The sequence below is a fragment of the Mesorhizobium sp. WSM4841 genome, from assembly GCF_055811515.1.
On the sequence record NZ_JBVVQC010000035.1, the window covers coordinates 13439 to 26021 of the forward strand.

The 12583-nt window shown below is 62.1% G+C and carries 13 protein-coding genes; 12 read left to right on the plus strand and 1 reads right to left on the minus strand.

All coding sequences use genetic code 11. The features are described from left to right. The first annotated feature begins 5 nt into the window (after positions 1-5). The 11 genes from AC0L14_RS29080 to AC0L14_RS29130 all read left to right on the plus strand — a co-directional run bounded on the left by AC0L14_RS29080 (position 6) and on the right by AC0L14_RS29130 (position 10779). Positions 6-1016, plus strand: coding sequence for a DNA-directed RNA polymerase subunit alpha (locus AC0L14_RS29080; RefSeq protein ID WP_023799278.1), 1011 nt, complete (start codon positions 6-8; stop codon positions 1014-1016). A gap of 39 nt (positions 1017-1055) precedes the next feature. Then, positions 1056-1487 carry a 50S ribosomal protein L17 gene (gene rplQ, locus AC0L14_RS29085; RefSeq protein ID WP_023799277.1) on the plus strand — a complete coding sequence of 144 codons (432 nt, stop codon included), beginning with the start codon at positions 1056-1058 and terminating at the stop codon, positions 1485-1487. 192 nt (positions 1488-1679) lie between these two features. After that, on the plus strand, positions 1680-3167 hold the full coding sequence (locus AC0L14_RS29090) for a DegQ family serine endoprotease (protein WP_473751564.1): 1488 nt from the start codon (positions 1680-1682) through the stop codon (positions 3165-3167). A gap of 51 nt (positions 3168-3218) precedes the next feature. Beyond that, entirely contained in the window at positions 3219-4529 is a 1311-nt protein-coding gene (locus tag AC0L14_RS29095; protein ID WP_473751565.1) for a replication-associated recombination protein A, read from the plus strand. Between the two features lie 79 nt (positions 4530-4608). Further along, positions 4609-4998, plus strand: coding sequence for a fluoride efflux transporter CrcB (gene crcB / locus AC0L14_RS29100; RefSeq protein ID WP_473751567.1), 390 nt, complete (start codon positions 4609-4611; stop codon positions 4996-4998). Between the two features lie 29 nt (positions 4999-5027). Further along, on the plus strand, positions 5028-5495 hold the full coding sequence (crcB, locus tag AC0L14_RS29105; protein WP_473751568.1) for a fluoride efflux transporter CrcB: 468 nt from the start codon (positions 5028-5030) through the stop codon (positions 5493-5495). Beyond that, positions 5492-5830, plus strand: coding sequence for a DUF190 domain-containing protein (locus AC0L14_RS29110; protein ID WP_065009799.1), 339 nt, complete (start codon positions 5492-5494; stop codon positions 5828-5830). The genes crcB (AC0L14_RS29105) and AC0L14_RS29110 overlap by 4 nt, the downstream gene beginning before the upstream one ends. Before the next feature lie 64 nt (positions 5831-5894). Next, positions 5895-6875 carry an RluA family pseudouridine synthase gene (locus tag AC0L14_RS29115; protein WP_473494212.1) on the plus strand — a complete coding sequence of 327 codons (981 nt, stop codon included), beginning with the start codon at positions 5895-5897 and terminating at the stop codon, positions 6873-6875. Positions 6876-6925: 50 nt separating this feature from the next. Then, positions 6926-7801, plus strand: a complete 876-nt coding sequence (locus tag AC0L14_RS29120) for a DMT family transporter (protein WP_473751587.1) — start codon at positions 6926-6928, stop codon at positions 7799-7801. 11 nt (positions 7802-7812) lie between these two features. Beyond that, complete coding sequence (locus tag AC0L14_RS29125) at positions 7813-8604, plus strand: ATP12 family chaperone protein (RefSeq protein ID WP_473751569.1); 792 nt, start codon at positions 7813-7815, stop codon at positions 8602-8604. A 285-nt stretch (positions 8605-8889) separates the two neighbouring features. Continuing rightward, on the plus strand, positions 8890-10779 hold the full coding sequence (locus AC0L14_RS29130; protein WP_473527908.1) for an MFS transporter: 1890 nt from the start codon (positions 8890-8892) through the stop codon (positions 10777-10779). Positions 10780-10866: 87 nt separating this feature from the next. On the opposite strand, the gene AC0L14_RS29135 is transcribed toward AC0L14_RS29130, so the two are convergent. Then, complete coding sequence (locus AC0L14_RS29135; RefSeq protein WP_123151494.1) at positions 10867-11061, minus strand: DUF2735 domain-containing protein; 195 nt, start codon at positions 11059-11061, stop codon at positions 10867-10869. A 317-nt stretch (positions 11062-11378) separates the two neighbouring features. Here AC0L14_RS29135 and AC0L14_RS29140 point away from each other — a divergent pair, with 317 nt between their 5' ends. Then, positions 11379-12419 carry a glutamine synthetase beta-grasp domain-containing protein gene (locus AC0L14_RS29140; RefSeq protein WP_473751570.1) on the plus strand — a complete coding sequence of 347 codons (1041 nt, stop codon included), beginning with the start codon at positions 11379-11381 and terminating at the stop codon, positions 12417-12419. Positions 12420-12583 lie beyond the last annotated feature (164 nt).

A 12583-nucleotide genomic window follows, 5' to 3' on the forward strand; every position in this document is an offset into this window, starting at 1 on the left:
GCATCATGATCCAGAAAAATTGGCAGGAACTGATCAAGCCGAACAAGATCGAGTTTTCGTCGAAGAAGAAGACGCTGACCACGCTGGTCGCCGAGCCGCTCGAGCGCGGCTTTGGTCTCACCCTCGGCAATGCGCTGCGTCGCGTGCTTCTGTCTTCGCTGCGTGGCGCGGCTGTGACCGCCGTGCAGATCGACGGCGTTCTGCATGAATTCTCGTCCATCGCCGGCGTGCGCGAGGACGTGACCGATATCGTCTTGAACATCAAGGAAATCGCCATCCGCATGGAAGGTGACGGCCCCAAGCGCATGGTCGTGCGCAAGCAGGGACCGGGCGCCGTTCTCGCCGGCGACATCCAGACGGTCGGCGACGTCGAGATCCTCAATCCCGACCACGTCATCTGCACGCTGGACGAGGGCGCTGAAATCCGCATGGAGTTCACCGTCGATACCGGCAAGGGCTATGTGCCGGCCGACCGCAATCGCGCCGAAGACGCGCCGATCGGCCTCATCCCGGTCGACAGCCTCTACTCGCCGGTCAAGAAGGTTTCCTACAAGGTCGAGAACACCCGCGAGGGCCAGGTTCTCGACTATGACAAGCTGACCATGACGATCGACACCGACGGTTCGATCTCGGGCGAGGACGCGGTGGCTTTCGCCGCCCGCATCCTGCAGGACCAGCTTGGCCTGTTCGTCAATTTCGACGAGCCGCAGAAGGAAGTCGCCGCCGAACAGGTGACCGAACTTGCCTTCAACCCGGCGCTGCTCAAGAAGGTCGACGAGCTCGAACTTTCGGTGCGTTCGGCCAACTGCCTGAAGAACGACAACATCGTCTATATCGGCGACCTGATCCAGAAGACCGAAGCCGAGATGCTGCGCACCCCGAACTTCGGCCGCAAGTCGCTGAACGAGATCAAGGAAGTCCTGGCGGCGATGGGCCTGCACCTCGGCATGGAAGTGCCGGATTGGCCGCCGGAAAACATCGAAGACCTCGCCAAGCGTTACGAAGATCAATATTGAGGCTGTGGCCTCTTGAACCCGGAATGAAGGAGAAGAGCCATGCGCCACGGATTTAAAGGCCGCCGGTTCGCCCGCAGCATAAGCCATCGCAAGTCGATGTTTGCCAACCTTGCCGTATCGCTCATCGAGCATGAGCAGATCCTCACCACCTTGCCGAAGGCGAAGGATCTGCGTCCGATCGTCGAGAAGCTGGTGACGCTCGGCAAGCGCGGCGATCTGCATGCCCGCCGCCAGGTGATTGCCCAGATCGGCAATGAAGGCGTCGTCAAGCGCCTGTTCGACACGATCGCGCCGCGCTACGCCACCCGCAACGGCGGCTATCTGCGCATCATGAAGGCGGGCTTCCGTCACGGTGACAATGCCGCGATGGCGGTCATCGAGTTCGTCGATCGCGACACCTCGGCCAAGGGCGCCGGCGACCGTGCCCGCATCGAGGCAGAAGGCACCGACGAGGAAGCCGCAGCCGCATAAGCTTCGGTTTGCTTGAAAGAGTTCAAAAGGGCCTGCGGGCCCTTTTGTGCATTCTGGAAGCGGTACGGAGCATTGCGGCGATTTTCTTGACTCAGCTCATGTCTTTTCCTCGAGAATAATTCGATTTCATTGCCTTAGCCATTCATTTTGCACAATCGTCGGGACAATGGCGCCCGACCCGGAGGATTCGGAATGCGCGTAAAACGGCTGTCCCTTGTTCTACTCTGCGCCTTGATGGCGCTGGCAGTCGTGCCGGCGGCCAGGCAGGCGCTGGCTCAGGACACCAAGGCCGATCCCGGTCTGTCCGATGTGCTGACCGACATGCTGCGCGGCGCCGAAGGCGAAAATGCCACCTCCGGTCCAGACAAGCGCGTGCCGTTCGGCCGCGAGGAGATGCAACTGTCCTTCGCGCCGCTGGTCAAGCAGACGGCGCCAGCCGTGGTCAATGTCTATGCCTCGCAAACGGCCAAGTTGAGGTCGCCCTTCGACGGCGATCCTTTCTTCGAAGAGTTCTTCGGCCGTTCGCAGCCGCGTGCGCAGTCCTCGCTCGGCTCCGGCGTGCTGGTCGATCCGACAGGCATAGTGGTCACCAATTTCCACCTCATCAAGGACGCCGATCAGGTCAAGGTCGCCACCGCGGACGGGCGTGAATTCGACAGCAAGGTGCTGCTCAAGGACGAGACGCTTGACCTCGCTGTGCTCAAGATCTCCTCCGACAAGCCATTTCCGGTCGTCGCCATCGGCGATTCCGACGCGCTCGAGGTTGGTGACCTGTTGCTGGCCATCGGCAATCCCTTCGGTGTCGGCCAGACCACCACCAGCGGCATCGTTTCGGCGCTTGCCCGCAGCCACATCGGCGTTTCCGATTCCAGTTTCTTCATCCAGACCGACGCCGCGATCAATCCCGGCAATTCCGGCGGTGCGCTGATCAACATGGGTGGCCAACTGGTCGGCATCAACACGGCGATCTACAGCCGCAGCGGCGGCTCGATCGGCATCGGCTTTGCTATTCCCTCCAACATGGTTCGCGCGTTTGCCGATGCGGCCAAGGCCGGGCGCGACTTCTTCGAGCGGCCCTATATCGGCGCCGAATTCGAGCGCGTGACGCTGCAGATCGCCGAATCGCTCGGTCTGGAGACCCCGACCGGGGCGCTGGTTTCGACCGTCGAAGAAGCAGGGCCGGCGGCCACGGCGGGGCTCAAGCCCGGCGATGTCGTGCTGTCGCTCAACGGCACGCCGGTCGAGAGTATCGAGGCGCTGGATTACCGGATGGCGACGCTGTCGATCGGCACCAATGCCAGCTTCGGCGTCCTCAGCAAAGGCCAGCAAGCGACGATGGAGATTGCGCTGGAGCGCGCGCCGGAAGGTGCAAAACTCGCGGCGTTGACACTGCGCGGTCGCAGCCCGTTTTCCGGTGCCAAGGTTGCGGAACTGTCGCCCCGGCTCGCCCAGCGGCTCGGCATGCGTACCGATGTCAAGGGTGTTACGGTGGTCGACATCAATCGGGGTTCGCCCGCAGCCGATTTCGGGTTCCAGCCGGGCGACATCGTTCGCGAGGTCAATGGCTTGACCATCGATACCGCCGCGACCCTGGAACAGGCAGCCATGGAAGAGACGCGCTGGTGGCGCTTTACCGTCGAGCGCGGCGGGCAGATACTGCGCCAGGTGTTGCGTTACTGAGCCCGAGCGTCGATCCTTCGGACGAGATCGCGCTCCAACGAAACGAAGTGCATGGCCGATCTGTTCAGTGTCGATGAACCGGAAAAGGCGCCGCCCGGCAGGCCGCTGGCCGACCGGCTGCGCCCGAAGAACCTCGGCGAGGTCGTTGGCCAGGAGCATCTGACCGGGCCCGACGGCGCACTGACGCGGCTGATCGGCTCTGGCTCGCTCGGCTCGATGATCTTCTGGGGGCCGCCCGGGACGGGCAAGACTACGGTCGCGCGGCTGCTTGCCGGCGAAACCAGCCTTGCCTTCCAACAGATATCGGCGGTGTTTTCCGGTGTCGCCGACCTGAAGAAAGTGTTCGAGGCGGCGAAGCTGCGCCGCTCCAACGGCCGTCAGACGCTGCTCTTCGTCGACGAGATCCATCGCTTCAACCGCGCCCAGCAGGACAGTTTTCTGCCTGTCATGGAAGACGGCACCGTCGTGCTGGTTGGCGCCACAACCGAGAACCCGTCCTTCGAGCTGAACGCGGCGCTTCTATCCCGCGCGCGCGTGCTGGTCTTCCATTCGCTCGGTGAGGACAGCATCGCAAAACTGCTGGCGCGTGCCGAGGAGACCGAGGGCAGGGCGCTGCCGCTCGACGACGAGGCGAGGGCGATGCTCATCCGCATGAGCGATGGCGATGGCCGCGCGGCGCTGACGCTGGCCGAAGAGGTCTGGCGCGCCGCCAAGTCAGGCGAGGTGTTCGGCGCCGAGGGCCTGCAGCGCATCGTCCAGCGCCGGGCGCCGATCTACGACAAGGGCCAGGACGGCCACTACAATCTGATCTCGGCACTGCACAAATCGGTGCGCGGCTCCGACCCCGACGCCGCCCTCTATTATCTCGCCCGTATGTTCGACGCCGGCGAGGATCCGCTCTATCTCGGCCGCCGGCTGGTGCGCATGGCGATGGAGGATATCGGGCTGGCCGACCCGCAGGCGCTGGTCATCGCCAATGCCGCCAAGGATGCCTACGACTACCTGGGCTCGCCAGAGGGCGAGCTCGCCTTCGCCGAGGCCACCGTCTATCTCGCCAGCGCGCCCAAATCCAATGCCGTCTACACCGCCTTCAAGGCCGCCACTCAGGCGGCGAAGGAGTTCGGCTCACTGCTGCCGCCCAAACACATCCTCAACGCGCCGACCAAGCTGATGAAAGAAGAAGATTACGGCGCCGGCTACCGTTACGACCACGACGAGCCGGACGCTTTTTCCGGACAGGATTATTTTCCGGAAAGGATGGGCCGCCGCACATTCTATGATCCGCCGGAGCGCGGTTTCGAGCGTGATATCAGGAAACGGCTCGACTATTGGGCGAAGCTGCGCGGCGAGCGGCAAAAGTAGGCTCGCGCGGCCCTGCGGTCTCTTGAGACCAAGAAGGCCGGAGCTGCCTGACACCGTAGCTTGACCGGCAAGAGGGAGCATGATGTATCATCTGTTGTTTGTCTGTCTTGGCGGCGCGATCGGCGCAATGGCCCGCTTCTTCCTGTCCGGCTTCGTCGCCCGCCGGGTCGGCGAGACCTTTCCCTGGGGCACAATGGTCGTCAACGTTTCGGGGGCATTTGCGATCGGTGTTGTTGCGCATGCGGTGGCGCGCGACAGCATGCCCGCCATCTGGGCCTTTGCCGCAACCGGCGGCCTCGGCTGCTACACCACGGTTTCCTCCTTTAGCCTGCAGACGCTGGCACTGGCGCGCGAGGGCGAATGGCTGCGCGCCGGTGGCAATGTGCTGCTTTCAGTCTTTCTGAGCCTCGGTGGTGTGACGCTGGGTTTTGCCGCAGGAAGTCTTCTGATTGGCAGTGGGGCGCCATGAGCAGCCCGCGGAAGCTCCGCTCCGGCGGGATGGACACCGCCGCAGCAGAGCATGCGGCGCGCCTCATTAGCTGGCGCAAAACGAACGAAGCGGTTCGGATCTATGCGACCGTGGCCGCAGGCAGCATGATTGGCGGCGTGCTGCGGGCGCTTGCCTCGCTGACGAGCACTGCCCTGTGGGGCAATGGATTCCCATTCGGCACGCTCCTCGTGAATATTGTCGGCTCATTCCTCATCGGCTTCTACGCGACGTTGACGGGGCCGGATGGCCGTGTCTTCGCCAGCCCGTTGCAGCGCCAGTTCTTCATGACCGGCTTCTGCGGTGGCCTGACAACCTTCTCCGCCTTCAGCCTTGAAACGCTCACCCTCGCGCAAAGCGGGAAGCTTATGGCGGCTGCGGCCAATATCGCGATCTCCGTGGTAACGTGGCTTGCCGCCGTCTGGCTTGGCCACATCCTTGCAGTGCGCCTCAACCGGCTGAGAGGATCCAGGCAATGAAGATACCAAGACAGGCGCAGTTGCTGCGCATATTCATCGGCGAGAACGACAGGGCAGACGGCCGTCCGCTGTATGAGGCGATTGTGCTGAAGGCCCGCGAAATGCAAATTGCCGGCGCTACCGTCCTGCGCGGGGCGATGGGGTTCGGCCATTCCAGCCGGCTTCACACCACGAAGATCCTCCGTCTGTCGGAGGATCTGCCCCTTGTGATCGAGATCGTCGATGACGAGGAAAAGATAGCCGCTTTCCTGCCTGTCCTTGAAACAATCATGACAAGTGGTTTGATCACACTGGAGAAAGTTCAGGTTCTGCAATATGGAACCGATAACGAATGATCGAGTGTGAGGTTGCGGGTGCCGGTGAATGCCGTTGCATGCCCGCGAAACGGCGATTGGAATTATGGCAGGCGTAGAACAGATCACGGTGGAGGCCGGCGAGGCGGGCATGCGGCTCGACCGCTGGTTCAAGACCCATTTTCCGGGTCTTGGCTTCGGCCATCTGCAAAAGCTGCTGCGCTCCGGCCAGATCCGTGTCGATGGTGGCAGGGTGAAGGCCGATACCCGCGTCGAGCCGGGCCAGATGGTTCGTATCCCGCCGCTCGAAGTGGACAAGAAAGGCGAGAGCCCGCTCACCGGTCACTCGATCCGCAACCAGGGCGACGCCGACGTTCTGGCCAAGATGCTGATCCATGAAGATCCGAAAGTCTTCGTCTTCAACAAGCCGGCCGGCCTCGCCGTCCAGGGTGGCTCGGGCGTCACCCGCAATGTTGACGACATGCTGGAAGCCTGGCGCAGCCAGAAGGGCGAGAAACCGCGTTTGGTGCACCGGCTCGACCGCGACACGTCAGGCGTGCTGGTCGTCGCCCGCACCAGGCTCGCCGCCATGAAGCTTGCCGAGGCGTTCCGGGCGCGTGAGACCAAGAAGACCTATTGGGCGCTGGTCAAAGGCGTGCCGCCGAAGCGCGAGGACAAGATCTCGACCTGGCTGATCAAGGAGCCGACACCCGACGGCGACCGCGTTCGCGTCGCCAAGCATGGCGAAAAGGGTGCCGACCACGCGGTGTCTTACTACCGGATCGTCGAACAGGCGGCGCAGACCCTGTCCTGGCTGGAAATGGAACCTTATACCGGCCGTACCCACCAGCTTCGCGTCCATGCCGCTCACATCGGCTGCCCGATCATCGGTGACCCTAAATATTTCGAGGCCGACACCAATTGGGATTTCCCCGGCGGCATGCAGAACCGCTTGCATCTGCACGCGCGCCGCATCGTCATCCCGCATCCCGACAAGGGTTTTATCGACGTCACCGCACCGATGCCGCCGCATATGCGCCAGAGCTGGAATCTGATCGGCTTCGACGACGCCAGCGCGGAGGACTAGGTCCAGTGGGTATCGCCACCGAGACACTCGACCGCCGCGACAGGGTCGACATGGCGGCAGCTGCCATCATGGTCGGACTGACCTTTTCCTGGGGGCTGAACTACGTCGCCGCCAAAATCTCCTATGCCGGCTATGATCCCGTTTTCCTGTCGATTGCGCGGTCGATCATTGGCGGGCTGTGCGTTCTCGCCTGGTGCTGCTGGCGCGGTATTGTGCTTTTTACCCGCGACGGAACGCTTGTCGCCGGCATTCTGGCAGGCGCGCTTTTTGGTCTCGAGTTCCTGTTTCTCTATGTCGGGCTCGAACAGACGACCGTCGCGCGCAACACCTTGCTGGTCAACACCATGCCGTTCTGGGTACTGGTCGGCGGGCATTTCCTGCTGGACGAACGCATCACCGCGCGCCGGCTCGTCGGACTTCTGCTCGCATTCGCTGGATTGGTCGCGGTGTTCTCCGACCAGTTGAGCGCCGATAATGGTGCGACACTGACCGGTGACCTGCTCAGTCTTGGCGCCGGCATTCTTTGGGCATTGACCTACATCGTCATCAAGCGGACGAAATTGGCGGAAACGAGCGCCGAGAAATTGCTGCTCTACCAATTGGCCGGCGCTGCCGTGGTCGGCGCCTTGGTGGCGCCTTTTGCCGGGCCGCCTGTCCGCGACTTCGCCGCGTTGCCGACCTTGGCTCTGCTTTTTCAGGCGGTCTACATCGTCGCCTTCACCTATGTGCTGTGGTTCTGGCTGCTGCGGCGCTATCCGGCGTCGGGCCTGTCGAGCTTCACCTTCCTGTCGCCGGTGTTCGGCGTGCTGTGCGGCGCCATCTTCTTGAACGAGCCGCTGACCATTCGTATTTTCCTGGCACTCGGCCTCATCGCAGCCGGCCTGATCATTGTGAATCGGCCGGCCCGAAAACAGATCCCCGGATGAAAGGCTCCGGCATGCGCGATATTCTCAACGACCTCGAAGCGGGAAAGCAGCTCTCCGATCCGGATCCGGTACGCCGTGCCCAGATCCAGATGAAGACGCACCTGCCGAAACGCTTCTACAAAGCCGTCTCGGTCGCACCGGCCGAAGCTGGTTTTGCCGTTCATCTCGATGGCAAGCCGGTTCGCACGCCGGGCAAGGCGCTGCTGGTGCTGCCGACCGAAAAAGCGGCCGCGCTGGTCGCCGACGAGTTCGCTGCGCAAGGTGAGACCATCGATCCGATGACGATGCCGGTCATGCGTCTGGTCAACACGGCCATCGACGGCGTCGCCAGTGACCCGCAGGCGGTGCTGGAGGACATCCTGCGCTTCGCCTCGTCCGACCTGCTCTGCTATCGCGCCGACGCCCCACAAGGGCTGGTCGACCGTCAGAACGAACATTGGGATCCCATCATCGACTGGGCGCGGAGCGCGCTCGGCGCCCGGTTTCACCTCGCCGAAGGGGTGATCCATGTCGAGCAGCCGCGCGAGAGCATCGCGGTGCTCGGGGTTCATCTTGCCCAGCGTGCCGACCCGCTGCGGCTGGCGGCCATCCACGTCATGACGTCGCTGACAGGATCGGCTCTGCTGGCGCTGGCCGTCGAGTTCGGCGAGATCGACGGCGACGCCGCCTGGACTGCCGGCCATGTCGACGAGGACTGGCAGGCCGAGCACTGGGGCCATGACGCGGAGGCCGTCGCCCGCCGTGCCCACCGCAAGCGCGACATGATGGCCGCCGTCGGCCTTCTCGAGGCGCTCAAGGGCTGACCACAATCACCGCCCTCATTCGTTTCGTGTTGCCCATTAGAGCGACGTGCGTTCCAGTTGGACGTGCAAAGTACGCTCTAACACCTTGAATCTATGCATCATGCTTTCCGAAGATCGATTCCGATCTTCGGGCCGATGCATTGGACCAAAGTCATAATCCCAAAGGCGGGCTGCCTCTGGGCGGCGCTTTCTGTCATTTCTCGCGGCGATTGCTGCCCGAGTTCGTGTCTAGGCACGACACCGCGCAGCATCAAGCACAGCGAGATGTCACGGGAGGACAAATTCATGGCAATGGCAGCGACCGCCGGCAGAGCAAGCCGCGGCATGACGCGGGAAGAGAAGAAAGTCATCTTCGCTTCCTCACTCGGCACCGTTTTCGAATGGTATGATTTTTATCTCTACGGCACTTTGGCGGCCGCGATCGGCGCTGCGTTCTTCACGCAATATCCCGAAACAACGCGCAACATCTTCACGCTGCTGGCTTTCGCCGCAGGCTTCCTCGTGCGCCCGTTCGGTGCGCTGGTGTTCGGCCGCATCGGCGATCTCGTCGGCCGCAAATACACTTTTCTCGTCACCATCCTGATCATGGGCCTGTCGACCTTCCTGGTCGGCATACTTCCTGGCGCGGCCAGTTGGGGCATCGCGGCGCCGATCATCCTGGTTGCGCTGCGCATGCTGCAAGGCCTGGCGCTCGGTGGCGAGTATGGCGGTGCCGCGACCTACGTCGCCGAGCACGCTCCCGACGACCGTCGTGGCTTCTACACGTCGTGGATCCAGACGACAGCCACGCTCGGCCTGTTCCTGTCGCTGATCGTCATCCTGACCGTGCAGAATTCACTGAGCAAGGAAGACTTCGCGGAGTGGGGCTGGCGCATTCCGTTCCTGGTTTCGGCGATCCTGCTGGGCATTTCGGTCTGGATTCGCCTGTCGCTTGCCGAATCGCCGACATTCCAGCGGATGAAGGACGAAGGTAAGGGTTCCAAGGCGCCGCTGACGGAAGCATTCGGCCAATGGAAAAATGCCAAGATCGCCATTCTGGCGCTTCTCGGCCTTACTGCCGGCCAGGCCGTGGTCTGGTACAACGGCCAATTCTACGCGCTGTTCTTCCTGCAGAACGTGCTCAAGGTCGACGGCCAGTCTGTCAACATCATGATCGCCATCGCGCTGGCGCTCGGCACGATCTTCTTCGTCGTGTTCGGCTGGCTCTCCGACAAGATCGGCCGCAAGCCGATCATCATGGCGGGCCTGGCGCTGGCGATCGTCACCACCTTCCCGCTGTTCAAGGCGCTGACCTGGGCAGCCAACCCGGCGCTCGCCACTGCGCAGCAAAACACCCGTGCGACGATTACCGCTGCGCCTGGCGACTGCAAGTTCCAGTTCAATCCAACCGGAACGCGCAAGCCTCTCACGTCGTGCGATATTGCGACGGATTTCCTTGCCAAGAGCTCCGTCCCCTATGACATTGTCACGACAGCGGCAGCGGGCACCGCGGCCAGCGTCAAGATCGGCAACGAAACGGTGGCGTCCTATGATGCCGTGGCAGCCGCAGACAAGGCAGCTTCAAGCGACTCCGCGTTCAAGAAGGCAATCAACATTGCTTTGCAGGACGGCGGCTATCCGCTGAAGCGTGCTGCGGCCAAGGTCGCCGACCAGAAGCTTGACGCCTTCGTCGCGGCCAATCCGGAACTGAAGCTCGACGCCGCCGCAATCCGCGCCGGCGACAAGACGACGGTTGCGGCCGACCAGGCGATCAAGGACAAGCTGCTGACGGCCGACGAGGCCGCGGCGGGAGCGCCTGAGGTCACCGTCTACAGCGTCCCGGCAGCAGGCGCCTTTGCGATGTTTGCCGACCCTGAACAGGTCAACTGGGCAAAGGTCATCGGCATCCTGTTCGTCCTGGTCCTTTACGTGACCATGGTCTACGGACCGATCGCCGCGATCTTGGTCGAGATGTTCCCCACACGCATCCGCTATACCGGCATGTCGTTGCCCTATCACATCGGCAATGGCTGGTTCGGCGGCCTGCTGCCGGCGACGGTGTTCGCGCTCAGCGCCTACAGCGGCGATATCTATTACGGCCTCTGGTATCCGGTGGTGATCGCGGCGATGTCGCTGGTCATCGGTATGATCTTTGTCAAGGATACGCTGGGAACGGACTTGCACGCCAAGACCTGATCCTCGCCTGACAGCAAAAATGAAAAGCCCGGCGCGAGTGATCGCGCCGGGCTTTGCAATTCGTCAAAAGCGATGCGGACGAAAGGTTTAGCTCTTCCGGTCCTGTTTTTCTTCCTCGATGGCCGCTTCGTGATACCAGCCGCTTCCGAAATCCGTACGGTTGCGCAATGAAGCAAGTTCTGCCGCGAACTTAGCCTTTCCGCTTAAATTTGAGGCAGAAGCGCGCGCTGCCACCGGGAACATCAGGATTTTGGCCGACTGACGGGCAGGAGTGATTTCCATTGTCGGTCTCCCTTCTTCTGCAGAGCCTTGCCGATTCAATCTTTCCCCAAGATAAGTTCTGCAATCCAGTTAGGCAATATGATTATAAAAAGATCAGTATCTGCCTGTTATTTATGCAGAACATGCTTGTGATTGATCCGGACGCATTGCGATTACGCGGCACCGGATTTGTCGGGATGCGGCGTCAGTTTTGTCGCATCCTTGGCCGGTGAAAATGGCACACGAATTGCTTTTTGATAGTCCGGCAGGTCGGCTGCAGGGTGGCTGGCATGCCGGCGCCGTCCAAGGTTCGGTGATCAAAGCAACGAGAGGCTAGAATGACGAAATACAAGCTCGAGTACATTTGGCTCGATGGATACACCCCGGTTCCCAACCTTCGCGGAAAGACGCAGATCAAGGAATATGCCGAATTCCCGACGCTCGACCAGCTTCCGCTGTGGGGCTTCGACGGTTCCTCGACCATGCAGGCCGAAGGCCACTCGTCCGACTGCGTGCTGAAGCCGGTCGCCATCTATCCGGATCCCGCGCGCACAAACGGCGTGCTCGTCATGTGCGAAGTCATGATGCCGGACGGCATGACGCCGCATGCATCCAACAAGCGCGCAACCATCCTCGATGACGAGGGCGCTTGGTTCGGCTTCGAGCAGGAGTATTTCTTCTACAAGGACGGCCGCCCGCTCGGCTTCCCCGAGAGCGGTTACCCTGCGCCGCAAGGCCCGTACTACACCGGCGTCGGCTACAGCAACGTCGGCAGCGTCGCCAGGCAGATCGTCGAGGAGCATCTCGACCTCTGCCTTGCCGCCGGCATCAACCATGAAGGCATCAACGCCGAGGTGGCCAAGGGCCAGTGGGAATTCCAGATCTTCGGCAAAGGCTCCAAGAAGGCCGCCGACCAGATGTGGATGGCCCGCTACCTGATGCAGCGCCTCACCGAGAAATACGGCATCGACATCGAATACCACTGCAAGCCGCTCGGCGACACCGACTGGAACGGTTCCGGCATGCACGCCAATTTCTCGACCGCTCATATGCGCGAGGTCGGCGGCAAGGACTATTTCGAGGCGCTGATGGCCGCCTTCGACAAGAATCTGATGGATCACATCGCCGTCTACGGCCCGGACAACGACAAGCGTTTGACCGGAAAGCATGAGACCGCGCCGTGGAACAGGTTCAGCTATGGCATCGCCGACCGCGGCGCCTCGATCCGCGTGCCGCATTCCTTCATCAGCAACGGCTACAAAGGTTATCTTGAGGATCGCCGCCCGAACTCGCAGGGCGACCCCTACCAGATCGCCTCGCAGATCCTAAAGACGATCGCCTCTGTCCCGACCAGCGCCCAGGTTTCGGCTGCCGCTTGAACATGTAGTCACGGTGCGGACCTGAGTGTCTGCGCCGTGACTGCTCCTCGTCGCGTCGGCGTTTTGCCAAGGGCGACTACACCAACTGCTCGATTGAGTATTTTCTCCATCCCAAACAAAACCCCGCCGGATCGCTCCGGCGGGGTTTTGTTTGTCCCTTAGCC

Coding starts and splice junctions, on each gene's coding strand:
- AC0L14_RS29080 (WP_023799278.1), top strand. CDS start 6: ATGATCCAGAAAAATTGGCAGGAACTGATCAAGCCGAACAAGATCGAG.
- AC0L14_RS29115 (WP_473494212.1), top strand. CDS start 5,895: ATGGCAGGCGTAGAACAGATCACGGTGGAGGCCGGCGAGGCGGGCATG.
- AC0L14_RS29135 (WP_123151494.1), bottom strand. CDS start 11,061: ATGGAAATCACTCCTGCCCGTCAGTCGGCCAAAATCCTGATGTTCCCG.
- AC0L14_RS29130 (WP_473527908.1), top strand. CDS start 8,890: ATGGCAATGGCAGCGACCGCCGGCAGAGCAAGCCGCGGCATGACGCGG.
- AC0L14_RS29125 (WP_473751569.1), top strand. CDS start 7,813: ATGCGCGATATTCTCAACGACCTCGAAGCGGGAAAGCAGCTCTCCGAT.
- AC0L14_RS29140 (WP_473751570.1), top strand. CDS start 11,379: ATGACGAAATACAAGCTCGAGTACATTTGGCTCGATGGATACACCCCG.
- rplQ (WP_023799277.1), top strand. CDS start 1,056: ATGCGCCACGGATTTAAAGGCCGCCGGTTCGCCCGCAGCATAAGCCAT.
- AC0L14_RS29120 (WP_473751587.1), top strand. CDS start 6,926: ATGGCGGCAGCTGCCATCATGGTCGGACTGACCTTTTCCTGGGGGCTG.
- crcB (WP_473751567.1), top strand. CDS start 4,609: ATGATGTATCATCTGTTGTTTGTCTGTCTTGGCGGCGCGATCGGCGCA.
- AC0L14_RS29110 (WP_065009799.1), top strand. CDS start 5,492: ATGAAGATACCAAGACAGGCGCAGTTGCTGCGCATATTCATCGGCGAG.
- AC0L14_RS29095 (WP_473751565.1), top strand. CDS start 3,219: ATGGCCGATCTGTTCAGTGTCGATGAACCGGAAAAGGCGCCGCCCGGC.
- AC0L14_RS29090 (WP_473751564.1), top strand. CDS start 1,680: ATGCGCGTAAAACGGCTGTCCCTTGTTCTACTCTGCGCCTTGATGGCG.
- crcB (WP_473751568.1), top strand. CDS start 5,028: ATGGACACCGCCGCAGCAGAGCATGCGGCGCGCCTCATTAGCTGGCGC.